The 26,066-nt window shown below is 61.7% G+C and carries 20 protein-coding genes and 2 pseudogenes; 16 read left to right on the top strand and 6 right to left on the bottom strand.

Annotated features, from left to right (window positions below):
* Positions 1-85: 85 nt before the first annotated feature.
* Together CCR96_RS16235 and CCR96_RS16230 are read right to left on the bottom strand one after the other, a co-directional pair.
* A complete protein-coding gene (locus CCR96_RS16235) occupies positions 86-991 on the bottom strand; it encodes an ROK family protein (protein ID WP_201221176.1) in 906 nt (301 codons plus the stop codon).
* 14 nt (positions 992-1,005) lie between these two features.
* Complete coding sequence (locus tag CCR96_RS16230) at positions 1,006-2,475, bottom strand: dynamin family protein (protein ID WP_201221174.1); 1,470 nt, start codon at positions 2,473-2,475, stop codon at positions 1,006-1,008.
* A gap of 637 nt (positions 2,476-3,112) precedes the next feature.
* On the opposite strand from CCR96_RS16230, the gene CCR96_RS16225 reads away from it, so the two are divergent.
* From CCR96_RS16225 to CCR96_RS16200, 6 genes are all read left to right on the top strand, one after another.
* Positions 3,113-4,252, top strand: coding sequence for an efflux RND transporter periplasmic adaptor subunit (locus CCR96_RS16225; RefSeq protein ID WP_242519167.1), 1,140 nt, complete (start codon positions 3,113-3,115; stop codon positions 4,250-4,252).
* Positions 4,253-4,339: 87 nt separating this feature from the next.
* On the top strand, positions 4,340-8,284 hold the full coding sequence (locus CCR96_RS16220) for an efflux RND transporter permease subunit (RefSeq protein ID WP_201221172.1): 3,945 nt from the start codon (positions 4,340-4,342) through the stop codon (positions 8,282-8,284).
* A 76-nt stretch (positions 8,285-8,360) separates the two neighbouring features.
* The gene (locus CCR96_RS16215; protein WP_201221169.1) at positions 8,361-9,191 is read left to right on the top strand and encodes a hypothetical protein; all 831 of its coding nucleotides are present in this window, start codon (positions 8,361-8,363) and stop codon (positions 9,189-9,191) included.
* Positions 9,192-9,246: 55 nt separating this feature from the next.
* Positions 9,247-9,879 (top strand): nucleotide-binding protein, encoded by a 633-nt coding sequence (locus tag CCR96_RS16210; RefSeq protein WP_201221167.1) that lies wholly within the window; start codon positions 9,247-9,249, stop codon positions 9,877-9,879.
* Positions 9,880-10,102: 223 nt separating this feature from the next.
* On the top strand, positions 10,103-10,627 hold the full coding sequence (locus CCR96_RS16205; RefSeq protein WP_420827278.1) for a hypothetical protein: 525 nt from the start codon (positions 10,103-10,105) through the stop codon (positions 10,625-10,627).
* Between the two features lie 83 nt (positions 10,628-10,710).
* On the top strand, positions 10,711-11,646 hold the full coding sequence (locus CCR96_RS16200) for a 5'-nucleotidase (RefSeq protein ID WP_201221776.1): 936 nt from the start codon (positions 10,711-10,713) through the stop codon (positions 11,644-11,646).
* A 37-nt stretch (positions 11,647-11,683) separates the two neighbouring features.
* Here the strand turns inward: CCR96_RS16200 and epmB are convergent, their stop codons facing one another.
* Positions 11,684-12,691, bottom strand: coding sequence for an EF-P beta-lysylation protein EpmB (gene epmB, locus CCR96_RS16195; protein ID WP_201221165.1), 1,008 nt, complete (start codon positions 12,689-12,691; stop codon positions 11,684-11,686).
* A 111-nt stretch (positions 12,692-12,802) separates the two neighbouring features.
* Between epmB and efp the strand changes: the two genes are divergently transcribed.
* Together efp and epmA are read left to right on the top strand one after the other, a co-directional pair.
* Positions 12,803-13,375, top strand: a complete 573-nt coding sequence (efp, locus tag CCR96_RS16190) for an elongation factor P (protein ID WP_201221163.1) — start codon at positions 12,803-12,805, stop codon at positions 13,373-13,375.
* A gap of 81 nt (positions 13,376-13,456) precedes the next feature.
* Positions 13,457-14,491 carry an EF-P lysine aminoacylase EpmA gene (gene epmA / locus CCR96_RS16185; RefSeq protein ID WP_420827277.1) on the top strand — a complete coding sequence of 345 codons (1,035 nt, stop codon included), beginning with the start codon at positions 13,457-13,459 and terminating at the stop codon, positions 14,489-14,491.
* Between the two features lie 221 nt (positions 14,492-14,712).
* On the opposite strand, the gene asd is transcribed toward epmA, so the two are convergent.
* Both asd and CCR96_RS16175 read right to left on the bottom strand, forming a co-directional pair.
* Positions 14,713-15,573: an archaetidylserine decarboxylase gene (gene asd, locus CCR96_RS16180; RefSeq protein WP_242519142.1), complete on the bottom strand. Its 861-nt coding sequence runs from the start codon at positions 15,571-15,573 to the stop codon at positions 14,713-14,715.
* A gap of 163 nt (positions 15,574-15,736) precedes the next feature.
* Positions 15,737-16,405, bottom strand: coding sequence for a hypothetical protein (locus tag CCR96_RS16175; protein ID WP_201221161.1), 669 nt, complete (start codon positions 16,403-16,405; stop codon positions 15,737-15,739).
* Between the two features lie 263 nt (positions 16,406-16,668).
* Here CCR96_RS16175 and msrB point away from each other — a divergent pair, with 263 nt between their 5' ends.
* From msrB to pstB, 8 genes and pseudogenes are all read left to right on the top strand, one after another.
* Positions 16,669-17,067 (top strand): peptide-methionine (R)-S-oxide reductase MsrB, encoded by a 399-nt coding sequence (gene msrB / locus CCR96_RS16170; protein ID WP_201221160.1) that lies wholly within the window; start codon positions 16,669-16,671, stop codon positions 17,065-17,067.
* A 132-nt stretch (positions 17,068-17,199) separates the two neighbouring features.
* Positions 17,200-18,414, top strand: coding sequence for a D-alanyl-D-alanine carboxypeptidase/D-alanyl-D-alanine-endopeptidase (locus CCR96_RS16165; protein ID WP_242519141.1), 1,215 nt, complete (start codon positions 17,200-17,202; stop codon positions 18,412-18,414).
* Between the two features lie 107 nt (positions 18,415-18,521).
* A complete protein-coding gene (locus CCR96_RS16160; RefSeq protein ID WP_201221159.1) occupies positions 18,522-19,394 on the top strand; it encodes a trypsin-like peptidase domain-containing protein in 873 nt (290 codons plus the stop codon).
* 169 nt (positions 19,395-19,563) lie between these two features.
* Positions 19,564-20,607: a PstS family phosphate ABC transporter substrate-binding protein gene (locus CCR96_RS16155; protein ID WP_201221158.1), complete on the top strand. Its 1,044-nt coding sequence runs from the start codon at positions 19,564-19,566 to the stop codon at positions 20,605-20,607.
* 125 nt (positions 20,608-20,732) lie between these two features.
* Positions 20,733-22,124 carry a phosphate ABC transporter permease subunit PstC gene (gene pstC, locus CCR96_RS16150; protein ID WP_201221157.1) on the top strand — a complete coding sequence of 464 codons (1,392 nt, stop codon included), beginning with the start codon at positions 20,733-20,735 and terminating at the stop codon, positions 22,122-22,124.
* Positions 22,075-22,623 (top strand): annotated as a pseudogene (locus CCR96_RS24690) (DUF3333 domain-containing protein); the annotation flags it as partial. The gene pstC and the pseudogene CCR96_RS24690, both read left to right, overlap by 50 nt.
* A 525-nt stretch (positions 22,624-23,148) precedes the next feature.
* Positions 23,149-23,943, top strand: a pseudogene (gene pstA / locus CCR96_RS24685) (phosphate ABC transporter permease PstA); the annotation flags it as partial.
* A 12-nt stretch (positions 23,944-23,955) separates the two neighbouring features.
* Complete coding sequence (gene pstB, locus CCR96_RS16140) at positions 23,956-24,819, top strand: phosphate ABC transporter ATP-binding protein PstB (protein WP_201221155.1); 864 nt, start codon at positions 23,956-23,958, stop codon at positions 24,817-24,819.
* Positions 24,820-24,997: 178 nt separating this feature from the next.
* Here pstB and phoU read toward each other — a convergent pair whose 3' ends face one another.
* Positions 24,998-25,741, bottom strand: a complete 744-nt coding sequence (gene phoU / locus CCR96_RS16135) for a phosphate signaling complex protein PhoU (protein ID WP_201221154.1) — start codon at positions 25,739-25,741, stop codon at positions 24,998-25,000.
* Between the last annotated feature and the right edge of the window lie 325 nt (positions 25,742-26,066).

The following is a 26,066-nucleotide window of genomic DNA, read 5'->3' as shown; positions in this document are numbered from 1 at the left end:
ACCTTTTCAAGTCGTTGCCAGTGTTGGTTGTCAGGATGCAGGCGCAGTCTGTTAAAGACCTGTTGCCGACTATTCGTGCGTGCAGCTAGCGCCACAGCCAGGCTGCGCCGCGCACACCACTGGCGTCGCCGAAGCGGGGCGGGATGATCCGGGTGGCGAGGCCATCGCCGAAGATGTAGGGGCGAATTCGCTCAGGCAGGTGCTGGTAGAGCCGCTGCAGATTAGACAGGCCACCGCCGAGCACGATGACCTCGGGGTCGAGCAGGTTGATCACCGACGCCAGCGCGCGCGCAAGCCGATCCTCATAGCGTTGTAGCGCGGCCTCGGCATCGGTGTCGCCCTGCTCGGCGGCGGCCGCGATGGCCTTGCCGTCGAGCTGGCGGCCGCTGTGGCGCTTAAGGTCCGCGCTCAGCGCCGGACCGGAGACCCAGGTCTCGATACAGCCAGACTTGCCGCAATAACAATGGGGCCCCGGGCGTTCATCGTCTTGCGGCCAAGGTAGTGGGTTGTGCCCCCATTCGCCGGCGATGGCGTTGGGTCCGCTGAGTAACTGCCCATTGATGACGACACCGCCGCCAGTGCCGGTGCCAATGATGACGCCGAACACCGAGCGGGCGCCGGCAGCGGCGCCATCGGTCGCCTCGGAGAGGGTGAAGCAGTCGGCATCGTTGGCGATGCGCACCGGACGCCGCAGACAGTGCTCCAGATCGCTGCACAGGCTGCGGTCGTTGAGCCAGACCGAGTTGGCGTTGCGCAAGCGTCCGCTGAACGGCGACACCGCGCCTGGGGTGCCGATGCCGATGCTGGCGCGGACCCCGAGTTCGGCCTCGAGTGCCAAGATCAGCCCATGGATGGCGGCAAGGGTGCCTGGGTAGTCATGGCGTGGCGTTGCAATACGTTTGCGCTGCAGCAGTTGGCCCGCGTCGTCCAGTGCGGCAGCCTCGATCTTGGTGCCGCCAAGATCGACGCCGATATGGATCGGCGTGCCCATCGCCGCCCGCTGACTCAGTCGCGTGCTGGAGTGGATTTGAGTCCGCGTGGATTGGTGAAGCGCTCGTTCAGATTCTGCACATAGGTCTCGCAGTCATGCAGCACCTTGGCGATGCGTCCCTCTGACCAGTCGTTCCAGCCCAGCGGCTTGCCGAGGAAGAAGGTCTGCCAGCTGCGGGTGTTGATCTGGAACGCCTCGAGCACATTGCCGGGCAGTTTTTCATCGCGCAGTTGCTTGCGCAGCCAGGGACGCACGCTGAAAGCGGCGAGCTTGCGCAGACCGAAGTGCGCGGCGACAAAGGCCAGCAGCGCAAGCGCCTCGGCACCCTGCAAGGCCCAGTTGAGGCCCCAGCCTTCAAGTGTCTCGAGCCAAGCCGGCTCATAGGAGAGCGCGTTCCAATGGCCGCTGCTGATGCTCCAAGCCAAGAACAATGAGATCATGGTGACGAGCACAATGAGGTCGGCCATCAGGGTGCGTGCGCGCCAGCGCCGCACGGCGGTCTCGAGCAGTGGCACGGTCTCATCGGCAAAGCTGGTCGCGGTCTGCCGCAGCGAGGCGACGATGCGATAGGCGCGCTCGATCTCGACTTGGTCCATGCGTTCGTAGATCTCGCTCAGGTCGGCATCACGTTTGCGCTCGAAGCGTTCGCGCCGGGTCGGGTCCTGGATGCCCGGTGCCGAGCCACTGTAGATGGTGAAGAAGCGTCCGGTAGTCATGCCGACCTCGCCAAGTGCCCGCAGCCAGGCGGCGACGACGTCTTCCGGGTTGTCCTCTTTGGCTGAGGTGTCGATCTGGTTCAGGATATGGAGAAACTTGCTGGAGTCGGCGCGGTTCTTGGTCCTGACCACCAGATGTTGCAGTGTGTCGCGCATCGCGCCCGGCTCTGGGTGGCGGGCGTCGAACAGCACCAGCACCAGATCGGAGAGGTCGATCATGTGGTCGGTGATGCTGAGGATGGCATCGCGCTGGGCGTCAGCGTCGAAGCCGGGTGAGTCGATCAGGATCTTGCCGCGCAAGCGGTCGCTGCAGGAGGTCTTGAGCTGCAGGTAGGCGTCGATACGCTTGCCTTCGCCACCGGCGACGCGCTCGATCTCGCGCGACATCTGGTAGAAGGGGAAGCGCGGATCGGAATCGAGTGACACGCCGGGCAGGGCGTGGCTGCGGGTCTCCGGGCTGTAGACGACGACGGTGAAACGGTCATCGACGGCCTGGTTGCCGGTGCGCTGAATGGTCTGACCGAGGAAGTCGTTGATGAAGGTCGACTTACCGGCAGAGAAGGTGCCAAGCACTGAGATCAGTGGCCACCAGGGTACCTGGCTGGCGAACGATTTGTTCTCGGGCAGTAGGTGCATGTCGTAGGCGACCCGGTCGAGCGTCCGGAAGCTCTGTACTGCGCTCAAGAGGATCGGGTTTTCCTGCTCTAGGTGGCTTTCGAGGTCGTTGAGACGCCTCTGCACGCTTTCCGGGCCGGCGGCTGAAGACATGCGTCATGCTCCTGTCAATAATCGTGGTCGAGCTCGAGGGCGGGTGAAAGCTTGAACGCCAGCGGATACTATACGCTCTGATCCATGCAGGGTAGTGTCCGTGCGGACTAAGGGGTTAAGTGCGCCCTCAGTCGATAAAGCATGCGGTAGTCAATGGCTTAGCTGTTTTTTGCGGCCGCCTTTGCGGCGAAAGCAGGATTTTGCGGCATCTAAGGGGCTGATTTTTTTGGCCTAAATGCCTGCTTTGCTTGATATCAGGCAGTATTTTCAGGATACTTCTCGGCTTGGCTCGTCTTCTATCTAGCCAACAATAACGATCAGACTCATCAGTACCACCACCGTCAGTGCGAATGGGCCTCAACTGCAGACTGCGTTCTCTAGAGCCGACCGCTGTTAGGCCGGGGCTATTGCCGATAGCCGAGCCGGTCTTACATGGAGTGCTGTGCATCAAGCGCAGCATCCCCTGCTCTTCTGCTGATCTCTGGCTCGCGGCGCCAGGCTTGGCAGGAGTGTGCCAGGGGCTTGAGCCGAGGCTCGCGACTGTCCAGCTTGCGGATTCGCCGTATTCAGCTCTCGGGTACCCGAAATCATGGGAAATCTAATTATGCGCATGCTCTCGATCGGGCTCCTCGCCGCTATGGGTGCCGTCACTGCGGTATCAGCCCAGACCGTAGAAGACATCTATGTCGTCAAGCAGGCGGAGGGTCTGCCGACCGTCTCCGTCGGCGGTACCGTCGTGCCGTACAAAGAGGTGACGCTGGCGGCACAGCTACCAGGGCGGGTCGACTATCTCGCCGGCATCGAGGGCGATGCATTCGACAGCGGTGATCTGCTGGTCTCACTGGACGCCAGCGAGTTGAAGGCCAAACGTCAGGCGCTACTTGCGCAGATGGCGACGGCGGACGCGCAATTGCGCAATGCTGGCGTGCAGTACAGTCGGGAGTTGTATTCGCCACGCTCGCGGACCTCGCCAGGTGGCATGGGCGTGCCGAATCTCTTCGATCAGTTCTTCACGCGGCCGATGGAGGATTTCATCGGTGATCGCGATCAGGACGCCGAGCTTTCTGCCGATCTATACGCCTCTGGCACGCAGATTCAGGAAGCGCGCAATGCCATGATGCAGCTGCAGGCGGAGTTGCGGGCCTTGGATGCGAAACTGCGCGATGCGCGCTCAATCGCGCCCTTTGACGGCGTCATTGTCAGCAAGTTCATCGAGGTTGGCGATACGGTGCAACCCGGCCAACCGCTGCTGACCTTTGCCGACGTCGAGTACCTGCAGGTCGAGGTCGACGTCCCGGCACGGCTGCGGCCTGGTCTGCGCGAGGGGGCGATGCTGCGTGCAGAGCTTGATGTTCCGGCACGTCCGCGCTCGGCGGCCGATGAGGTGGGTGATGCGGGCAATGTGCCGGTGCGCGTTGCGCAGGTCTATCCCATGGCTGATCCGCAGCGACACACGGTGAAAGTCAAGTTCGACCTGCCGAAAGGCGTCTCTGAGCCGGGCATGTATGCCAAGGTCTTGGTGCCGGACTTCAACGCACCGGCGCGCGTGAATCCGGTCGTGCCGCGCACGGCGATTCGCTATAACGGCAGCCTTCCTGGGGTCTATGTGCTCGACGAAGAGGGCAATCCGCACCTGCGTTTGATCCGCGTCGGCGAGCCGACACCGAATGGTGGTGTGACTGTGCTCAGTGGTCTCCGTGCCGGTGAGCGCATCCTCAGCAACCCGGGACCTGGCATCGCCACTGGCTGGTCGCAGGGCGACCGCTCAAGCCGCTGAGATGTTCTCCGAGGACCGAGGCGGGGTTCTGCCGTTTGTTCCCTGTCTCGGTTTTTTCACGTCTGCCCCTGATGTAAGAAACACGCTATGAGCCAGGACGATAGCCCTCGCACCGCAGCGCCAGAAGACGCTCGCTCCCTTGCTTCGATGGATGGTGACAGTCTCGGTCTTGCAGGCCGAACTGCCCGTTTCTTCATCCGCTCACCCCTCTCGCCATTGCTCTATGTGGCGATGTTGATGATGGGACTGCTCGGTCTCATCGCGACGCCGCGTCAAGAAGACCCGCAGATCTCAGTACCGATGATCGACATCATGGTGCAATATCCGGGCGCCTCGGCAGAGCAGGTCTCGAGTCTGACGATGCAGCCGCTCGAACGGATCATGAGCGAGATCCCGGGCGTTAAGCACGTCTACTCCGCCGCACAACGTGGCCAAGGGCTGGTGACAGTCGAGTTCGAGGTCGGCGAGGAGGTCGGCCCGTCGCTGGTCAAGGTCAACGACAAGCTGTCGTCCAACATGGACAAGATCCCGCCTGGGGTGATGCCGCCCTTGGTGAAGACCAAGGGCATCGACGATGTGCCGATCGTTACCCTGACGCTCTGGTCCAAGGACGTCGATGGCAACGGCCGGCCTGATGTCGATGACGGACAACTGCGGCTGCTCGCGCAAGACGTGCTGCAATCGTTGAAGGAGGTCAAGGACACCGGCAACAGTTTCATCGTCGGCGGGCGGGCCGAGCAGATTACCGTTGATGCCTATCCGGAACGGCTTTCTGGCTATCGAATCAGTCTGGACGAGGTGGCGAGTACCATCCGCGCGGCGAACGCTGAGGCGAGCGCTGGTGGTGTTGAATCGAGTGGCACGCATTTCTCAGTGGTCTCGGGCTCGTTCTTGAAGGGAGCTGAAGATATCCAGCGCTTGGTGGTTGGCACCTATAACGAGATCCCGGTCTACGTGCATGACATCGCACGCGTGCGCCAAGGGCCGGAGGATGCGGATCAGCTGGTCGCCTACTACAGCGGTCCGGCGGCTGGGAGTGATCTCAGGGCTGATGGCGCGCCTGCGGTGACCATCGCGATCGCGAAGAAAGAGCTGACCAACGGCGTGACGGTGGCGAATGCGATCCTGGACAAGGTCGAGGAGATCAAAGGCGAGCGTATCCCGAACAATGTTGCGGTGAGTGTGACTCGCAATTATGGCGAATCCGCCGATGAGAAGGTCTCGGAGCTGATCTTCAAGCTGTTCATCGCGACCTTCTTCGTCTTCTTGCTGGTACTGGCGGCCTTCCGCGCGCTGAAGCCGGCGATCGTGGTCATGTTGGTGATTCCGGTGGTCCTGTTGATGACCATCTTTGTGGCATGGATCGCCGATTACACCATCGACCGTGTGAGCCTGTTCGCGCTGATCTTTTCGATCGGCATCTTGGTCGATGACGCCATCGTGGTGGTCGAGAATATCTACCGGCGTTGGCTCGAGGAAGGTCGTACCGATGAGGTCACTGCGGTCGATGCGGTGCGTGAGGTGGGTAATCCGACCATCCTCGCGACCTTTACCGTGATTGCGGCCTTGCTGCCGATGGGCTTCGTCAGCGGCATGATGGGCCCCTACATGATGCCGATTCCGGCGCTGGGTTCGGTGGCGATGCTGATCTCGCTGTTCGCGGCCTTCGTGTTCACGCCCTATCTGGCGATCTCGAAGTGGCTGCGGCCATCCATGCGCTATTTGGAAATCGCCGAGAAGCGCGAGCATCAAGAGTCGAAGAACCTCGAGAAGCTCTATGTCGGCATCCTCACCCCGCTGATCGAGCATAAGCACAAGCGTCTGATCTTTAAGCTGGTGCTCTGGGGCACCTTCCTCTTCACCCTGAGCTTCTTCTACTTCAAGTGGGTGCCGGTGAAGATGCTGCCACTGGACAACAAGCCGGAGTTTTCGGTGGTGTTGGACATGCCCGAGGGTACCGCGTTGCCGGTGACCGCCAATCTGGCGCATCAGATGGCGGAGAAGATCCGCAGCATGCCGGAGGTCACCGCGATTCAGCTCTACGCTGGCACGGCGCGGCCGTTCGATTTCAACGGCATGGTGCGCCACTACTACTTGCGCTCCGATCCCTGGCAGGGGGAGCTGCAGGTGCAGCTGACCAATAAGCACGATCGTGACCGCAGCAGCCACGAGATTGCGGTCGAGGCGCGTGAGATGCTGAAGCCGCTGGCGGATGCGAACGGCGCCAGCATCGCCGTGGTCGAGATGCCACCTGGACCGCCGGTGCTGCAGTCAGTCGTGGCCGAGATCCACGGCCCGAGCGCGGAGGTTCGGCGCGCCTTTGCGCAGGAACTGACTGACATCTTTGCCCAAGCCGAGAGCGCGCGCGATGTCGACAACTATCTGCGCGAGTCCTTCGACTATTGGCGTTTTGATGTCGACACCGAAAAGGCCGTGCGTCGCGGCGTCTCGGTGGATGCCATCAACCGCAATCTGACTATGGCTCTTGGTGGGGCTGAGATCGGCGACGTGAAGATGCGTGCTGGCCACGAGCCGGTGGATATCGTGGTACAGGTGCCGCTCGCCGAACGCTCGCAGATTCAGGGCCTCGGTGATCTGCCGGTGCGAACCAATTCTGGCACGACGATTCCACTGCGTGAGCTGGGAAGCTTTGAGCGTGTGCCCGAGGAGTCGATCGTCTATCGGAAAGACCTGCGTGCGGTTGAGTACGTAGTGGCGGATGTCGGGGGTGCCCTAGCGGCACCTGTCTACGCGATGATGCAGATCCAGAATCGCATCGACGAGATGGGCTATGTAGCGCCGGATGGGGTGAAACCGGAGTCCTACTGGCTGGGGCCGCCGCCCTCGGATCAGGTATCGAGCTTTGAATGGGCGGGCGAGTGGACCGTGACCTACGAGACCTTCCGCGACATGGGTGCCGCGTTCGGCGTCGCCTTGATCCTGATCTACGTCCTGGTGGTCTGGGAGTTCGGAAACTTCCGTATCCCACTGGTGATCATGGCGCCGATTCCGTTGACTTTGCTCGGCATCATCCCGGCGCACTGGCTGGCCTTCGAGCTTGGCTATGGGGGCGAGTTCACCGCCACCTCGATGATCGGCTGGATTGCCTTGGCCGGTATCATCGTGCGTAACTCGATCTTGCTAGTCGATTTTTCCATCCATGAGGTGCAGAAGGGCGTGCCGGTCGCTGAGGCGGTGATTCGTTCCTGTACGACGCGAACACGACCGATCGTGATCACGGCGCTTGCGCTGGTGGCTGGCGCGAGCGTCATCGTCACCGATCCGATCTTCCAAGGCATGGCGATCTCGTTGTCATCAGGCGTGCTGGTCTCGACGCTGCTGACCTTGATCGTGATCCCTCTCGGTTGTGTCGCCGCGAGCAAGGATCTCTGTGAGGTGGCCGTCGCGAGTGCTCCGCCCGGGATGGTGGTTCCTTGCGCCGAAGATCTACAGCACGATGAGCCTGGTCGCGCGACCCACTCGACCTCTACCCAGGGTAAGCAAAAGAGCGGCGGCGTCTTGGCCAAGATTGGCGGCGTTCTGACGCTCGCGCTCTATGCCTTCCGAGGTCTGTTCTTGCTGCTGTTGGATTGGATCAAGGGAATGCTCAAGAAACGGCGATCATCACCGCCAGCGGGAACCGCGCCAGCCGGGCCACTGCCCAATGCGTTGCGTCAGTCAGAAACGGACGCCGGGTCCGCCAGTGCCTCTGTTGCCGGTGCGTCTGAGCGCCCGGAATCGGAGCCAGATCAGACGTCAGATCAGACAAGTAGGCCAGAGCCGACTACAGTGAATAGTGAGGCGTTAGCGGAGACGTCGGCTACAGCTGCCGAGCCTAAGGCACCGGCAAAGCCGGCTGCGGCGAAAAAGGCTCCGGTCAAGAAGGCAGCGACGAAGAAGGCGGCGACGAAGAAAGGAACGGCAAAAAAGGCGACGACGAAGAAGGCGGCGCCAGCGAAGCCGCAGCCGAAGGCCTCGAGACGCGGTATTCGCCTCAAGACGGACGATAACGACGGGCCTGAAACCAGTTAATGCGGTAGACACCATGAAAAGAATGCATTCGAGACCTTCAGCGCGAGGTCGCTCAACCCTAGGTGGGCGGCGACCTGTGCGGGCTCGGCTGCATCTGGTCTTGCTGGCCATGATTCCGCTGCTCGCAAGCCCTCTCCTATGGGCTTGGAATCCTTACGAGACGGATAGCCATGGGTCATCGGCTTATTCCAGCACAGCTCGCGCCTCCCCCGGTGATTACCGGACACCACGACCACCTGAATGGGGGCGAACAGATCCTGGTCGGCAGGGCTCAGACTGGCCTGGCGCTTGGGATAGCCGGAGTCAGTGGTATCTGTCAGAAGATCCTCGGGACGCAACCTGGTCCTCGGCGCCACGAGACGATTTCGATGCCGGCGGCCGTGGCGCTGCCGACCACGACCATCACTGGCAATCGGGAGCGCCGATATCCGACTGGAGCGATCAGCGTCGCTGGCGGGAGGCGCCGAGCGAAGGGAGCGACGGATGGCGACAGCCGAGCCAGGGCCGATATTGGCGCGACAGCGTCGGTGGTCGATCTGATGGCCGATCGCTGTATGAGCGACGCGACTATTGGTCAGGGGATGCCGCTTCGGAGTGGGATGTCTCCAGTCAGCAACGTTTCACGGACGCCGACGGCAATCGGCTGTACGGATCGGGTGGTTATCAGTTTCGCCCCGACCCCGATCTCCAAGCGTTGCGTCCAGGTGGCTCCGCCGGCTGGGAGTTTCGTCCGCTGTCCGAGCGGGATAATGCACGCTCACTCGCAGACAGCCCTTATCCCCAGATCGATGAGCGCGACTATCTGCCTCGCGGCCCCTGGCGCAGCTACCAAGACGAAGGCGTTACATTCGGTTACCATGCGGATGATGAGTGGTCAGGCTACTCGCCGCAGCCCTCGCTGCGTTGATGTCTTGCTACACTCCAACCCCTCCAGCCACTTTGCGTGATCGCGGCAAGAACGGATGATTACAGTCATCGGCTCCTTGAAGGGCGGCTCCGGTAAGAGCACCCTCACCTTTAATATGGGCGTCTGGTTGTCGATGGCCGAGGTCGACGTACAACTGGTAGACGCCGACCCACAGGGTACCCTGACCGACGTCACTGCGGTGCGGCGTGAAGAGGGTTTTGAGCCCGTGCTTCCAGTGTTGGACTGGGCCTCCCTTGGCACCGATAAGCTCCGTGAGCACGACGAGACCCTGATCGATGTCGGCACCTCTGATATGGAGGCCTTGCGCGCGGCGATACAGCATTGCGACCGTGTGATCGTGCCGGTACCTCCCTCGCAAGCGGATATTTGGTCAACGCAACGCTTCATCCAATTGGTGAAGTCGGTTGAGCGCACTCATCCCCCGGAGATTCTCGGATTCATCAATCGGGGCGATACCCATCATGCGGTCCGGGAGACCGACGAAGCGGCGGCCGCCTTGGTTGCGTTGCCTGATATCCGGTTCGTGAAGTCGCGATTGTCGCAACGCACCGTGTTCCGGCGGTCCTTTAGCGAAGGCTTGGCCGTGTTCGAGCTCGAGTCCCGAGGCAAAGGGGCGAAAGAATTTTACGCGCTCGCTGCAAGCTTGTTTCCCGAGGTGTTGAGTTAACGATCGGCACCGAAGCTCGGAGGCTTTGGACGTCTCGTCTTGAGCGCGGATTGCTTGTATAAGCCTGCGTTCGTGTTACGCTTCGTAGACTGATTTATCGGCAGGCTTGCCGACGCTGTCGTCAGTTTCAGCGCGGCAATCGGCCGATGCATACCACCCGGCGCCGACCCAATGGTCTGGCCTTGGGAGGGCCGCGGCGGTACCTGAGAGGTGGTGATTTCTTATGACAGGCAAGAACCCGCTCGAGCGAGAGGCTTTTAACAAGACGGGCACAACCGGACTCGAGTCGCCAGAAGGCGATCCTGCAGCGAGCCAGTTCGCGATGGATCGTCTTTCGCAGGCGTTTGAGACCAGCGCTCGACGCTGGGAGCTGATCGTTTATCCGACGCTGTTCGCCTTCATCATCCTCGCCGCCTATGGCTTTTATCTCGTGTTCAGCTTGGCCAAGGACGTCCATTATCTGGCCATCAGTGTCGACTCGAATATGACGGTACTCGCGAGCAACATGCAGTCGATCTCCGACAACATGGGCCAGATAAGTTCGAACGTCCGCACCATGACGGTGGGTGTCGATTCGATGGCGCGGGATGTCGCTACCCTAGAGCCGATGTTGAGTTCGATTGAGACCATGACCCAATCGATGCAGTCGATGACCTTCACCACCGCGACAATGCGCGAAGATCTTGGCTCGATGAATCGCAGTATCGGTCGCCCGATGCACTTCATGAATTCGTTCATGCCTTGGTGAGCCCGCTAGGATTGGGCGAGCCCGCTCTGGCGCTGGTGAGCACGGCCAACTCAGGGCTTGCCCCAGAACAATCCCCTGGCCGCGTGGCGAGCGAGGCCGCGACGACGACTGGCCCCCAGATTCGTCTCGTCGTTGCGATCTCTTCTCGCGCCCTGTTCGACCTCTCGGAGTCTCATCGCGTCTTCGAAGAGCACGGGGTCGAGGCCTATCATGCCTACCAGGTGGCGCATGAGGGTGAGATCTTGGCACCAGGCGTTGCCTTCTCTCTGGTCAAAAAGCTGCTCGCCCTGAACGAACGGCTTGGCGATCGGGGCCGAGTCGAGGTCATCCTCCTCTCGCGCAACAGCAGTGACACGGGGCTGCGGGTCTTCAACTCGATTCGCCATCATGGGCTTGCGATCCATTGCGCGGCCTTTACCAGTGGTGCTAGCCCCTACCGATACGTCTCCGCATTCGGCGCCCATCTCTTCTTGTCGGCGGACCGTGATGATGTGCGCCAGGCACTCGAAGCGGGCTGCGCCGCGGCGACCATCTTGCCGGCTCCGGCTCGACCCGCGGTCGACGACGATGATGAGGAGCTGCGTATCGCCTTCGATGGCGACGCCGTCCTGTTTTCCGATGAGTCGGAGCGGATCTTTCGCGCCGAAGGCTTAGCCGCATTCACCGCGAATGAGGTTGCTGCCGCGCAAAAGCCGCTATCCGATGGACCGTTCAAGGGGTTTCTCGTTGCACTGCGGCGCATTCAGGCCCTATTCCCGATCGATGAGGCGCCTTTGCGAACGGCGCTGATCACCGCCCGCGGTGCTCCAACCCATGAACGGGTGGTGCGCACCTTGCGCGCCTGGAACATCCGGATCGATGAATCGCTGTTCCTTGATGGCCTGTCCAAGGGGCCCTTCTTGGCTGCCTTCGATGCCGATATCTTCTTCGACGATCAAGAGCACCATTGCCGCGATACCCAGGGCCATGTGACCACCGGCCATGTGCCGCACGGGATTGCGAACCTGCGAGATACTTGACCTCGACGCACCGCCGTTTTGGGCAGCGCAAGACCGGTCACAGCAAGACGGTTTTCGAGGGTTCGCCGGGCTGCTCTCGCACCAGCCTTGGGACCAGATAGCCAGGCAGTCGCTGCCGGAGTTGGGTGACGAGGGCGCGGGCCTTGGTCTCCGGGACGTCAAAATGCGCGGCGCCGCTGACGGGGTCGAGCAGATGCAGGTAGTAGGGCAGTACCCGCGTCGCGATCAGGGCCTCCGACAGCTCGGCCAGGGTTTCAACCTCGTCATTAACACCACGTAATAACACGCTTTGGTTGAGCAGCGGCGTGCCGAGTTCGGCCAGGCCGAGCAGCGCCAGGCAGGCGTCCCGTCCAAGCTCGGCTGGATGATTGATATGGACCACGATGACGACCTGTAGCCGGCTGCCGGAGAGGATCGCGCAGAGCCGATCGGTGATCCGGCTCGGTAAGATGCTTGGCAGGCGTGTGTGCAGTCGGAGCCGCTTGAGCCGTGGGAGATCGTCGAGGCGCGTGATGAGCGCAGCTAGTGCACCGTCATCGAGCATCAGCGGATCACCGCCGCTGAGGATGACCTCGTCGATATCCGGGGTTCGCTCGAGCGCTGCGATGGCGGTAGCGAGTCGATCGCTCTGAGCGCCTGTGCTTGCATAAGGGAAGTGGCGGCGGAAACAGTAGCGGCAGTGCGCCGCGCAGGCGCCAGTCGCGATCAGCAGCGCGCGGCCGCGATACTTCTGCAGCAATCCTGGCACAAGGCCTGCGTTGGCGTCACCAACCGGGTCGGTGACAAATCCTGCTGCTGGGCGTGCCTCTGCGACGAGCGGAAGCACCTGGCGTAAGAGTGGGTCGTTGGGGTCGCCGCGGCGCATCAGTGCAGCGAACCCTCGGGGGACCAAGAGCGGAAAGCGGGCCGACCGCTGAATCGGTTCGGGTAGCTTGGCCGGACTGAGCTCGAGCGCTTGCAGCAGCGCGACCGGGTCGGTAAAGGCCGCCGCCAGCTCCTGTTTCCAGCTCGGGGTCTGCCATCGCTGTTGGGTTCGCGCTACCATAGTCGGTTTGGTTTCTGTCCGGTATTGGCGCCCCGAGTCATGACGGCCCAAGTCATAACGCTACCGGGTAGACCATCGCATTGAACGCACGATGCACTGCAAGAGGATCTGATGGCAAGTTACAAGACCAATGAATTCAAAGGCGGGCTGAAGATTATGCTCGATGGCGATCCGTACACGATCGTCGAGAACGAGTTCGTCAAGCCCGGCAAGGGGCAAGCCTTCAACCGCGTCAAGGTCCGCAACCTGAAGACCGGCCGCGTTGTCGAGCGGACCTTCAAGTCTGGCGACTCGGTCGAAGCGGCTGATGTACTCGAGACCGATCTCCAGTATCTCTACTACGATGGTGAGGTTTGGCACTTCATGGACCCGAGCAGCTTCGAGCAACTCACCGCTGACGAGGCCGCGATCGGCGAGGCATCGAAGTGGATCAAGGAGCAGGATCTCTGCAGCGTTACGCTCTATAACGGCCAGCCGATCAGTGTAGACCCGCCAAGCTTCGTCGTCCTCGAGATTACCGAGACCGATCCCGGTCTGAAGGGCGACACCTCCGGTGGCGGCGGTAAACCTGCGACGCTCGAGACCGGGGCGGTGGTGAATGTGCCGCTGTTCGTACAGACCGGTGAGATGATCAAGGTCGACACGCGCACCGGCTCTTACGTCTCGCGCGCCAAAGAAGAGTGATTCGGGTGATTAGACGATTGTTAGGCGATTATTAGCCAATTTTCAGGCAATTGCCGGCTGCCTGATCGCGATGGCGCAACGGTGAGTCGGGCAACGATCGCGCGTGACACGTTGCGAGGTCGCGCTGATGCCGGGCAGGCTTGCTGGCAGCCAAGCGCCTCGATCGATGTGCTGCGCGGGCGCGCGCGCATGCTACAGCGGTTGCGAGACTTCTTCGCCGAGCGCGAGGTTTTAGAGGTCGAGACGCCACTGCTCTCGGCAAGCGCGACGACCGATCCGGCCATTGAATCGCTGCGCACCCGCTGGTCTGGGTCTGGCGCGGACGCGCCGTCGGGCCAGCAGCTCTATCTGCACAGCTCACCCGAGCTGCCGATGAAGCGGTTGCTGGCTGCAGGCAGTGGTCCGATCTATCAGGTCTGCAAGGTCTTTCGCGATGGCGAGCGCGGGCGTCGGCATCATCCCGAATTCAGTCTGCTGGAATGGTACCGGCCCGGCTGGTCTCTGAGTGCATTGATCGATGAGGTCGCCGACCTGGTGCGAGTGATCCTCGATCGGTCGGGGCTTGAGCACGAGGTGCTGAGCTACCGGCAGCTGTTTAGAGATCGGCTGGAGCTAGATCCCTGGCGAGCAACGCCTGCCGTGCTCAAGGCCGTGGCGAGGGCACAGGGCCTTGAAGGCTGCGATCACCTCGAGCTGGACCGCGATGGCTGGCTGGACCTGCTGATGAGCCAGTGCCTTGAGCCTGCCCTAGGCCGTGGCTGCATGACCTTTGTCCGCGATTATCCGCCCAGCCAAGCGGCGCTTGCGCGGTTGCGCGACGGTGATCCGAGCGTCGCCGAGCGCGTCGAGCTATATCTGGAGGGCATGGAGCTGGCGAATGGCTTCGAGGAACTGACCGACGCGAACGAGCAGCGCGCGCGATTCGAAGCCGATCAGCGTGCACGCCGGGCTGCAGGGCAGCCGGTGCCGCCGATCGATGAGGCCTTCTTGGCTGCCCTTGAGGCTGGCATGCCAGCCAGCGCGGGGATTGCATTGGGACTCGATCGGCTGCTGATGTGCGCGCTTGGCGCAGATCAGATCGACGCGGTGCTGGCGTTCCCGGTCGAGCGCGCCTGAGGCGCTGTCAACCCTCGGGCCGCCTTGTGGGTCTTTGCGTCTGCCTTCCGTGTCGCATAGCCGGACGCATGGGTGCACAAACAGCCGGACAAAAAGCCGGATACAGAGTCCGGCGATGCTCCAGACGAGCTGCAATGAAGGCACACGACATCCTGCGCAATGCTCTGGTGCAAGTCGCTACGAGCGTATTCGACAAGCGCCTAAGGCTTCGCCCGAGCTGGCTAACGGTCGCGATCCAACTGACCGATCTGCTCGCCACAGCGCACCGCCGTGCCCGGCTGTAGCTGTGGCTCCCAGTGCGCGCTGTGCGCCGGAAACAGGAGGATCACGGTCGAGCCCATGTTGAAGCGGCCGAATTCATCGCCGCGGCTCAGGCTGACTCCCCCATCTCCAGGGTTGTCGACGCGGATCGCGTGCGCGCGGGGTGGGGTCAGGCGTCCAGACCAGAGGGTTTCGATGCTGCCGACGAAGATGGCGCCGACTAGGATCACGGCCATCGGGCCGGCGCTGGTGTCGAACAGGCAGATGGCGCGCTCGTTGCGTGCGAACAGGCCCGGCACGGCAGCCACCGTGGTCGGGTTGACGCTGAACAGCCGACCCGGGACCAGGATGGTCTGTCGCAGGCGACCCGTAATCGGCATATGGATGCGGTGATAATCCCTTGGCGAGAGGTAAAGGGTGGCAAAGAGGCCGTCCTGGAATGAGGCTGCGAGCGACGGATCGCCGCCCAATAGGCCCTCAAGCGAGTAGTGCTGACCCTTGGCTTGGATCAACTCGCCGTGATGAATCCTTCCAGCCTGACTGATGCGGCCATCGACCGGGCAGGCGATGGCATCCGCTAGGCTTGGTAGCGGTCGGGCATCGGCCCGCAGCCTGCGGGTGAAGAAGGCGTTGAAGCTTGGGTAAGCGCCTGGATCGGGCTCAGCGGCCTCCGTCAGGTCGACGCGGAAGATGCGGACATAGAGCCGAATGATCCAGGATGTCAGCGCCGGCCAATGGCGGCGAGTCAGCCAGAACATCGCGTTGGAGAGGGCGTGCTGTGGCAGCAGGTACTGCAGTCCAACGAACAGGCGGGCGCTCAAGCCGCGGGCTGCACGGCCTCGGTGGGATCTGGTGGTGGGATGGGTCACTGATGGGATCGCTAATCGGGTTCGCTAATGGGGTGCGCTGGGTGGATTCGGTAGCGAGATGCTTTAGACAGCGGATTCGGGCGATGCTGAACCGTAGGGATGCGTGGTGCCAGTCTTATTGGTCTGGATTAGTCGTCGTAGCGGTATCAGCCGGTTGCGGCGCGGCCACCAATGCCTCTGGCCGTTCCGACAGCATTTTTAGATCATCCGCGACCTTGGCAGCCGGCTGCCCGCCAGCGAACAGGGCTACCAAGCGCGCCCTTGGATCGACCAGGAACAACGGCGGCGGTTGCTCGGCAGCTTCTGCGGGCTCGTCCTGCCCGGCGCCAACCGCTGTCTTCAGCTCGGCCAACAGCTGTTCGGGGGCACTCAATACCCGCAAGCTTGGTGTGAGCTGCTCGAAGTCACGCGCGAGCATTGGTGCGTCATCGGCGCTGATCAGCAGGAGTTGCAGTCGCTTTCGCAGATCGGGCTGATCAGCGACCCGGTTTGCGATCTCGATCAGGCGCGAGACGCCACGATGGCCGGCCGCGCTCCCCGGCGAGCCGAAGGTGATCAGCGACCAATGGTCGTCTAGGTCGGTGCGGTTAAACGGACCTTGAGATCCATGCAGATCAAGCTCGGGCAGTTCAATGGGTGGGCGCAGCAACACGCCCTCGATACGCAGCGGGGGCTGATGGGCGGTTTGGAACTGGTTGCCCCACTGATAGCCGACGATAAACAGCCCGACGGCGGCGACCGCCATGATCAAGCGGGCGATGAAGGGGCGAGAGGAGCGCCGCATGCTCAGGCCTGAGACGGGCGAGCAGGGTGGACATCGGCAAGGCCTGGCCCCATCACAGATAACGTCAGGGTTTGGAGCGCAGTGGGGTGCATTGCTGAGACCAGAGGTGTGAAGGAGCGAAGGGCCGCTTGGAACCTCGCGAGTATAGCGACGCCCGCAGTGTTGCCTCAACAAGCCGCAGCCGACCCCGGGCTGCGCGCCTTCATGACAAACCCGAATTTCCACCAGGATGACGATGTCACCAAGATGACGAGGTCAAGCGCATGAGCGAGAAGATCAAGAAGACCGAGGCCGAATGGCGCGATCAGCTGAGCGCTGAGCAATACCGGGTGCTGCGTGAGCATGGGACCGAGCCAGCCTTCAGTGGTGCTTACTTTGACACCAAAGCGCCTGGTCGTTACCGCTGCGCAGCCTGCGGAGCGGAATTATTCGACGCCGAGCACAAGTTCGACTCCGGCACTGGCTGGCCGAGCTTCTACGCGCCGCTGAGCGAGTCCGCGGTCGAGACTGACACCGACACGAGCTATGGTATGCGTCGAACCGAGGTGCATTGCGCGCGATGCGATTCCCACCTCGGGCATGTGTTTCCGGATGGGCCGAAGCCGACCGGCCTGCGCTACTGCATCAACTCGGTGTCGCTGGAGTTAGAGCCTAAGGCTTGAGGCCGCCATCGTCCCGATTCTGCCGTCGTTACCCTGAAACTGAGCGTTAAAGGCTGCCTGCGCCGCGGTAGAATGACGGCCGCGTGCTATGCTCGCGAGCGTTTCTAAAGGCGGTCTTTTGGGGTGTCTTTCATGTGCGTTCTGTTCCCTTTGCGGGTGGTCACTGGCTTGTTGTTTGGCCTGTTGGTCTCGCCCATGCTGGCAGGCGCTGCCGTCGCTGGGCCGGTCGAGCAAGCCCTGGCGCTGCAGGACGCGAGTCTAGTGGTCAGCGATGGCCGCCGCCTGTTGATCGCCGAGGAGCCAGATCGGTTGTTGGTTCCGGCTTCGACCATGAAGCTGATCACCGCCTTGGCTGCGATTGAGCGTTGGGGGTTGAAGCACCGCTTCGAGACGCGCTTCTATCTGGGCCGCGATGGCCGCCTCTGGGTGAAAGGCGGCGGTGACCCTTACCTGGTCTCGGAGGAGCTGGATCAGGTGGTGACTGCACTGAAGGCTGTTGGGGTGCGCTCAGTGTCTGGGCTTGGGCTCGATGCCCAGCTGTTTGGAACCCAGGTCGTCATCCCCGGTCGCTCGTCGAGTAACAATCCCTACGACGCGCCCGTCACCGCGCTCGCGGTCAACTTCAACACCGTAAGCCTGCTGGTGTCAGCCGGGCGCGTCTCCAGCGCCGAGATACAAACCCCGATCACTCCGACAGCGCAGCGGCTCGGCCGTGGTCTGGGGGATGGTAAGCACCGCATCAATCTTGTTGATGGCGAGACCGCTCTGGGTCATTTTGGCGAGGTTTTCAAGGCCAAGCTGCAGCAGGGCGGTCTTCAGGTTGGGGGCCAGGTTGAGAGAGGCGCGGTTCCGCAGTCGGCGAAACTGGTCTACACCCATCGCAGTAGCCAGACGCTCGGCCAGGTGGTCAAGAACATGCTTGAATATTCGACCAACTTTGTCGCCAACGATCTGTTCCTGTTGCTTGGCGAGCAGGGCGGCCGCGCAAGCATGGCCAACGCGCAGCAGACCATCGAGCGCTGGGCGCGCCAGACTTTCGGCTGGCGTGATTTCCGCATCGAAGACGGCGCCGGCCTCTCACGCGGTAATCGCCTCAGCGGTCGACAGATGTTAGAGGTTCTCGAACGACTGCGGCCGCATCTCGATCTGCTGCCGACACAAGACAATGATGCGAACGTGCGTGCGAAGACCGGTACCCTGCGCGGGGTCAGCACCTATGCTGGGTTTGTGCGCCGCGGGCGCGACTGGCTGCCGTTTAGCCTGATGATCAATCAACCGGTGGCCTATGGCTTCCGTCTCCAGGTGGCGAGCGCCTTGGCCCAGTACTCGGCGTTGCGCAGGAACTGATGCTGCGCATGGACTTGCTAGGCATTGCACACTGGCGTAGGCAGCGATCGAGGGCGGCGTGCGAAGCGCAACCTCCGCGCCTAAGGTCCCGGTTCAGCTTGAGCCTGATGCCGATGACAGCACGCTGTGCGCGAGCGTTGATCGCGTTCGCGCTCATTCTTGGGCTCGCCAGCGGTTGTGCGGGCACAGCGCTTGCGCCGCTCGATACGGGGACACGGTCGGATTCAGCGTCAGCCGATCGGGGGGGCGCGCTGCCGGCCTATCTCAAAGGCATTGGCAGTAAAGGCTACCCCTCACTCGCACCCTTGCTGCGTCCGATCACGCCGGCGGTGGTCAATATATCGGTCGACTCCGAGACCCGGCTCGAGGAGCATCCATTCCTGCGCGACCCCGCATTCCGGCGTTTCCTGGAGCGTTTTGATCTGCCGTTACCCGAATCGGGGCAGCGTCAGCGCACCCAGAGCGCCGGCTCGGGCGTGATTATCGACGCCAAGCGCGGCTATGTACTGACCAATGCGCATGTGATTCGCGACGCAACCGAGATCACCGTTACCCTCAAAGATCGACGCAGTTTCCGGGCGACCTTGATCGGTAGCGATGCGAGCGCCGATACCGCCGTGCTAAAGATTCCACCGGTGCGGGCGCCGGCGCTGCGTTTTGGCGACTCTTCCGCGCTCGAGGTAGGCGACTTCGTGGTCGCGATCGGTAATCCGTTCGGCATCGGTCAGACCGTCACCTCCGGCATCGTCAGTGCCGTCGGGCGTGGTGGTATCGCTGGTGACACCCTCGGTGGTCTCATCCAAACCGATGCCTCGATCAATCCAGGTAACTCTGGCGGCCCGCTGGTGAACCTGGCTGGCGAGGTGGTCGGCATCAATACCGCCCTCATCGGACCCTCCGGCGGCAATGTCGGCATCGGCTTCTCGGTGCCGAGCAACCGCGTCCAGCGCGCCATGCGGCGCATCATCGATCAGCGTTAAGCAACTGCTCGTAGCGCCTCAGCTGGCGTGGATGTCTGCGGTGAATGTCTAGGGCGTTGCGCACAGCGGCTGAGGCGTTGTCATCAAACGGCAATCTTATAGTCATATCATATCAATGGTTAAGAGACACAATAGGTGACTCGATTCACCCCCCTGATGGAGTCTCTCCATGAACAAATCTGTGATTGCCATTGCTGTACTTGGCACGCTTTCCCTGTCGTCGCAGGCGATGGCGCGCGACACCATCAACATCGTCGGTTCTTCGACGGTGTTCCCGTTTGCGACCACGGTTGCTGAAAACTTCGGTAACGCGACTGAGTTCAACACGCCAAAGATTGAGTCGACCGGCTCGGGCGGCGGCATGAAGCTGTTCTGCGCTGGTGTTGGTGTCGAGCATCCGGACGTGACCAATGCCTCTCGGCGGATGAAGGTCTCGGAGTTCGAGCAGTGCCAGGAAAACGGCGTTGAGGAGATCACCGAGGTCAAGATTGGTTATGACGGCATCGCTGTTGCCAACTCGAAGAAGGCGCCGCAGCTTGAGCTGTCACTGCGTGACCTGTGGCTGGCACTAGCGAAGGATGTGCCAAACCCCAAGGGCGGTGAGGAGCTGGTGGCTAACCCCTACAAGACCTGGAAGGACGTCAACCCAGACCTGCCTGACGTTGCTATCGAGGTACTCGGCCCACCGCCGACCTCCGGCACCCGTGATGCCTTCGCTGAGATCGCAATGGAAGGTGGCTGCAAGACCTTCGATTGGATCGCCGCGATGAAGAAGGAAGACAAGAATCAGTACAAGGCCGTCTGCCGTTCGGTGCGTGAGGACGGTGCCTACGTCGAGGCTGGCGAGAACGACAACCTGATCGTGCAAAAGCTCGACTCCAACCCGGATGCGCTCGGCGTGTTCGGCTTCAGCTTCTTGGATCAGAACGCTGACAAGCTACAGGGCACTATCATCGACGGCGTCGAGCCGACCTTTGACAACATTGCCAGTGGCGATTATCCGGTTTCGCGCTCGCTGTACTTCTATGTCAAGAACGCTCATGTCGGCACCATTCCCGGCATCCAAGAGTACGTCACTGCTTTCACTAGCGAGAATGCCTGGGGTCCGGATGGCTATCTGCCGAGTAAGGGGCTGATCCCGCTGCCGGATGACATGCGTGCGACGGTTGCCAAGTCATCACAGGCATTGGAGCCGATGTCCAGTCCGAAATAAGCGCTGGCTCGATCCGCGATGCGGCTTTGGCGCGGCATTGTGGCTCGTAAGCGCCAGTGGCCCGTGAGGGCTGCTGGCGTGTTGCGTTCTAGCTGTACAGAGACTGATCAAGACCGCGAGTCCTTATGAGTCCTTCGCTGTTGTTGTTTATCATCCTGGCCGCCATGGGGTTGGCCTATCACATCGGGCGTAAACGTGCCATTGGCGTGGCTGGCGGCGTCACTCAGATTAATCGCTTGCACTCGTTGCCGGCCTACTATGGTTACTACGCCGCGCTCTGGGTTGGCCTCCCGGCCTTGCTGCTGTTGCTGTTCTGGACCGGTATGCAGGGCCAGATTCTGACTACGCTGACCCTTGCCGAGCTGCCACCGGAGATGACCGCTGAACTCTCTGAAGGACAGTTGAGCTTATTGGTCAGCGATATCCGTAACCTGGCCGACGGCAACCTGATGGGCCGCGAGCCAAGCGCGGAGGTCGAGGCGGCCGCTGCCCATTATCAGCGTCTCCAGGGCATTGCCACCGCAACGCTCTGGGCGCTGGTGGGTGCCATGGTGCTGGCGGGTATGGCCTGGGCCTGGCAGCACACCACGCCGAGCCTTCGGGCGCGCAATCGGGTTGAGTCGATCGCGATGATCGTGCTGGTGCTGTTCTCGTCCATCGCGATCCTGACCACGCTCGGTATCGTGCTTTCGGTGCTGTTCGAATCCATCCGTTTCTTCCAAATGGTGCCTTGGACCGAGTTTCTGTTCGGCACCAAATGGAGTCCGCAGATCGCACTGCGTGCGGAGCAGGTGGGTGCTTCAGGGGCCTTTGGCGCCATCCCGCTGTTCACTGGCACCTTGCTGATCTCGTTTATTGCCATGTTGCTGGCGGTGCCGGTGGGGCTGTTGTCGGCGGTCTACCTGGCTGAGTACGCGCCACGCCAGGTGCGCGCCTGGGCCAAGCCAGTGCTGGAGGTCTTGGCCGGCATTCCGACCGTCGTCTATGGCTTCTTCGCCGCTCTGACGGTCGCTCCCTTCATGCGCGGGCTCGGCGAGAGTGTCGGCCTCGACATCGCCTCCGAGAGTGCGCTCGCGGCGGGCTTGGTGATGGGCATCATGATCATTCCGTTCGTCTCTTCGCTCTCTGAGGACGTGATCAACGCCGTGCCGCAATCACTACGCGATGGCTCCTATGCGCTCGGTGCGACCCAATCCGAGACCATCCGTCGGGTCATCTTCCCGGCCGCGCTGCCGGGTATCGTTGGCGGTGTATTGCTGGCGGTCTCGCGGGCGATCGGCGAGACCATGATCGTGGTGATGGCCGCCGGCTTGGCCGCGAACCTGACCGCGAATCCGTTCGAGAGCGTGACCACGGTGACGGTGCAGATTGTCACCCTGCTCACCGGTGACCAAGAGTTCGATAGTGCTAAGACCCTAGCCGCTTTCGCGCTTGGACTCACGCTTTTCGTCGTCACGCTGATTCTCAATGTCATCGCGCTGCACATTGTGCGCAAATACCGTGAACAGTATGAGTAACACATCAACTGCAAGCGGCACGCGCCGCAGCCCGAGAGAGATCGTCGAGGCGAGCCTCAAGCGCCGCTATGCGACCGAGCGCCGGTTTCGGCTGTTTGGCGCCAGCGCCGTGGTGCTTGGGCTCAGCTTCGTGCTAATCCTCTTTGTCAGCATCGTCAGCAAAGGTTACACGGCCTTTTTCCAGTCCTATGTTGAGCTGCCGGTAGCCTTTAATGCCGAGCTGATCGATCCGAGCGGGACGCTGGCCGAGGGTGGCCTGGATGAGATCGAGATTGCGCGGCAACTGCGGTCTGTGAACTTCTTGAAGCTTGCTCGTGACGCCCTACGCGCCGAGTTTCCAGAGGTCACGGGCCGGACCCAACGGCGCAGTCTGGACGCGTTGCTCAGCCCAGGGGCACCCTTGCAGCTGCGGCAGATGGTGACCAGCGATCCGGCGGTGATTGGTAGCGAGCGTTCGGTCCGGCTGCTGGTCGATGATGACGTCGACATGTTCATGAAGGGACGCTCGACGCCGATCTCGCGTCTCGATGGCACTGGTGTTGCCTCCGTCGACGGTGATCTGGACAAGATCGGCAATGCGGTTGTTGTCCGGGTCACGGATGACGGCTTGTTGCCACTCCTCGAGCGGGCTCGGGCTCGCCTCATCGACAACGCCGACCGTCTAGCGCGCCAGCAGGCGCGTCTGCAGCGCTCGCGAGATGCGCAGACCGCGCTGCTCGAGCAAGGTGGACTGAGCGATGACCAAGCGGGCGAAGCTGAGCGTGAGGCGGCTCGCAATGAGCGCGATATGGCACAGCTGGAGACCAAGATCCAGGACTTACGCGCAGAGGCCGAAGGGAGCGATGCGTTGGTGCTCAGCGCCGACGCACCGAGTTTCCTGCTGCGTATCAACGATGGGCTGATCAAGCTGGTGGCATTGGGGCCGAACCGGGCGCGCGGTGAACTATTGGTGCCACCGGCCTCGGCCGCGCCAGCCGAGGCTGGCACCTGGGAGACGCTTGAGCTGACGACGCCCCAGGATGCGCGCCGACTCACGGATCAGCAACTCGCCTGGGTGCTGCAGCTGCAGCATGAGGGACTGCTGAGCAAGCGCTTCAATGTTCCCTTCTTCACCAATGGCACCTCGCGCGAGCCGGAGCTGGCCGGTATTGCTGGTGCGGTGCTGGGGTCGTTCTATACCTTGGTGTTGACGCTGCTGTTCTCGTTCCCGATTGCCGTCGGTGCGGCCTTATATCTGGAGGAGTTTGCGCCGAAGAATCGCATTACCGATCTGATCGAGGTGAACATCAACAACCTGGCCGCAGTGCCGTCGATTGTCTTCGGTCTGCTGGGATTAGCGGTGTTCATCAATTTCTTCGGCGTGCCACGCTCGACACCGTTGGTGGCGGCGATGGTGCTGACCTTGATGACGTTGCCGACGATCATCATCGCCAGTCGGGCGGCGCTGAAATCGGTGCCCCCTTCAATCCGGGAAGCCGCGCTCGGTGTTGGTGCGTCGCCGCTGCAGGCCCGGCTCCACCATGTGCTGCCATTGGCGCTACCGGGCATGATGACCGGCACCATCATCGGCATGGCCCAGGCATTGGGCGAGAGTGCGCCGCTGCTGATGATTGGCATGATCGCCTTCATCGTCGACATCCCGCAGGGGTTCACCGATGCGGCCACGGTTCTGCCCGTGCAGATCTTCCTATGGGCGGATAGCCCCGAGCGTGGCTTCGTCGAGCGCACCTCGGCCGCGATCATGGTGCTATTGGCCTTCCTCATCCTAATGAACCTAACCGCTGTGCTGCTACGCAGGCGCTTTGAGCGGCGCTGGTAATGAGATCCTTTAATGAATACGACCGCTGACGCTATTGCAGTGAAACCCGCTAACCTGACGGCCGATCACCTGGCACAGGATCAATCCACCACCACCACGGTCGGTGAGATCAGCTCGCCGAATCCTCGCATGCGGTGCCGGGACATCAACGTTTGGTACAGCGCCAACCACGCGATCAAGAACGTGAGTCTTGATATTGGGCAGAACGAGGTGGTCGCGATGATCGGCCCCTCAGGCTGTGGTAAGTCGACTTTTCTGCGCTGCCTGAATCGAATGAACGACACGATTCCGGCAGCGCGGGTGGAAGGCTCGATCAAGCTCGATGGCCAAGAGATCCAGGACAAAAGCATCGATGTGGTGCCGCTGCGGGCCCGAGTCGGTATGGTGTTTCAGAAGCCGAACCCGTTCCCGAAGTCGATCTACGAGAATATCGCCTACGGCCCACGGATCCATGGACTGACCAACAGCCGCGCCGAACTCGATGAGCTGGTCGAGACCAGCCTGCAGCGGGCAGGCCTGTGGAAAGAGGTCAAGGATCGGCTCGACGCGCCCGGCACCGGCCTCTCGGGCGGCCAACAGCAACGTCTCTGTATCGCCCGCACCCTCTCGGTCTCACCTGAAGTGATCCTGATGGACGAGCCCTGCTCGGCCTTGGACCCGATCGCGACCGCGATCATCGAAGAGCTGATCGATGAACTGCGCCAGCAGTACACCATCGCCATCGTCACCCACTCGATGCAACAGGCCGCGCGCGTGTCACAGCGCACGGCCTACTTCCATCTCGGCGATCTGGTCGAGGTCGGCACCACCGATGACATCTTCAATCAGCCCAAGCACAAGCTGACTGAGGACTACATCACTGGCCGTTTCGGCTAACCCGATTCAGGCCTCTGTCGAGTTGCAATAGGGGCGGGCATGGCCCGACGGGTCGAACCCGCGCTCTTTGCAAGAGCAGACTACCTGGACATCGAGTGCGGGGCTCCGGATAGCGGGCGATAGCGGGCGTTGGGTAAGCCGTCGGTGAGGATCGGGAGCTGATCGATGATCTGCGTCGTTAGCGGTTGGATGATGCGGGGGCTCTGCTGCGCAACCGGTCAATCAGCAACTCGCGGTTGCGGAAGCGTACATCTTCACCTGTGATCACGTAAACCACTTGCTCAGCGATATTGTTGGCATGGTTGCCGGTTCGCTCGAGGGCATGGGCGACCGTGAGCAGGCTGGCGAAGTGATCGCCGCTGAGTTTCGTGGCAGGGTCGAACAGGCTGATGCGCACTTGCTCACTCGCGGCTATGAGTCGCGAGTCCGCCTGGAAAACGGCAACGGCCTTCTGCAGATCGGCCTCGACAAGGCCAGAGACGGCATCCTGTAGTAGCTCACAATCGATGTCCATCAACCGCTGCATCGGCTCGATGGCCAATTCCGGTAAGAGTGGGCGGGTCTCGGTGTCGATCAGCTTCAGGCAATGCTTTGCAATGCGCTTGGCCTTGTCGCCGGCCCGTTCCAGCTCGCCCACGATGCGCGCCGTTGCCAAGACCAGGCGCAGGTCGATCGCGGTTGGCTGCCGCTTGGCGATGACCCGGAATACCTCTTCATCGGCGGCTAGGCTGAGTGCGTCGACATCGGGGTCGCGGTCGACGATCTCGCGAGCGAGTGCGCTGCTGTTGGTCGCAAGTGCCTCGACTGCATCCCTCGTCTGCCGAGCCACGGCAGAGACCATGTCGACGACCAGGCTTCGGAGATGGGCAAGCTCAAGGTCGTAGGCGCTTACGATGTGTTGATGATCGTCGGGCGTCTGCATCGATTCTAGCCTCTGATGTCGGGATGTGATGAGCTTAACGTGGTTTCACGTGATTCATCTGCCGGGGTGGCGAAGCGCCCTGAGAGTTAGGGCCGGTGGGCGCTGATGCCTTACTCGCGTAGGATTTTCGCATAGAAGTGTTAGCAAAAGGGGTTTCTCTTGAATGCATTGATTCGACGATCGTCAGATTCTATTCAGTAGACTTGTGACCAAATAATAATCGTTTTCTCATTGAAAAACATAGTTATTTTTGAGGTTGGCCAACCCTGCAACGACCAAGATCACCTGATCAGCCATGCGAGTAGCACGATTTCTGAACGTGTTG

Origin of the sequence: Halochromatium roseum (genome assembly GCF_016653315.1) — a bacterium.
GTDB lineage: Bacteria > Pseudomonadota > Gammaproteobacteria > Chromatiales > Chromatiaceae > Lamprobacter > Lamprobacter roseus.
Note: the sequence above shows the minus strand (reverse complement) of the source record. Positions and strands in the feature narration are given on the sequence as shown.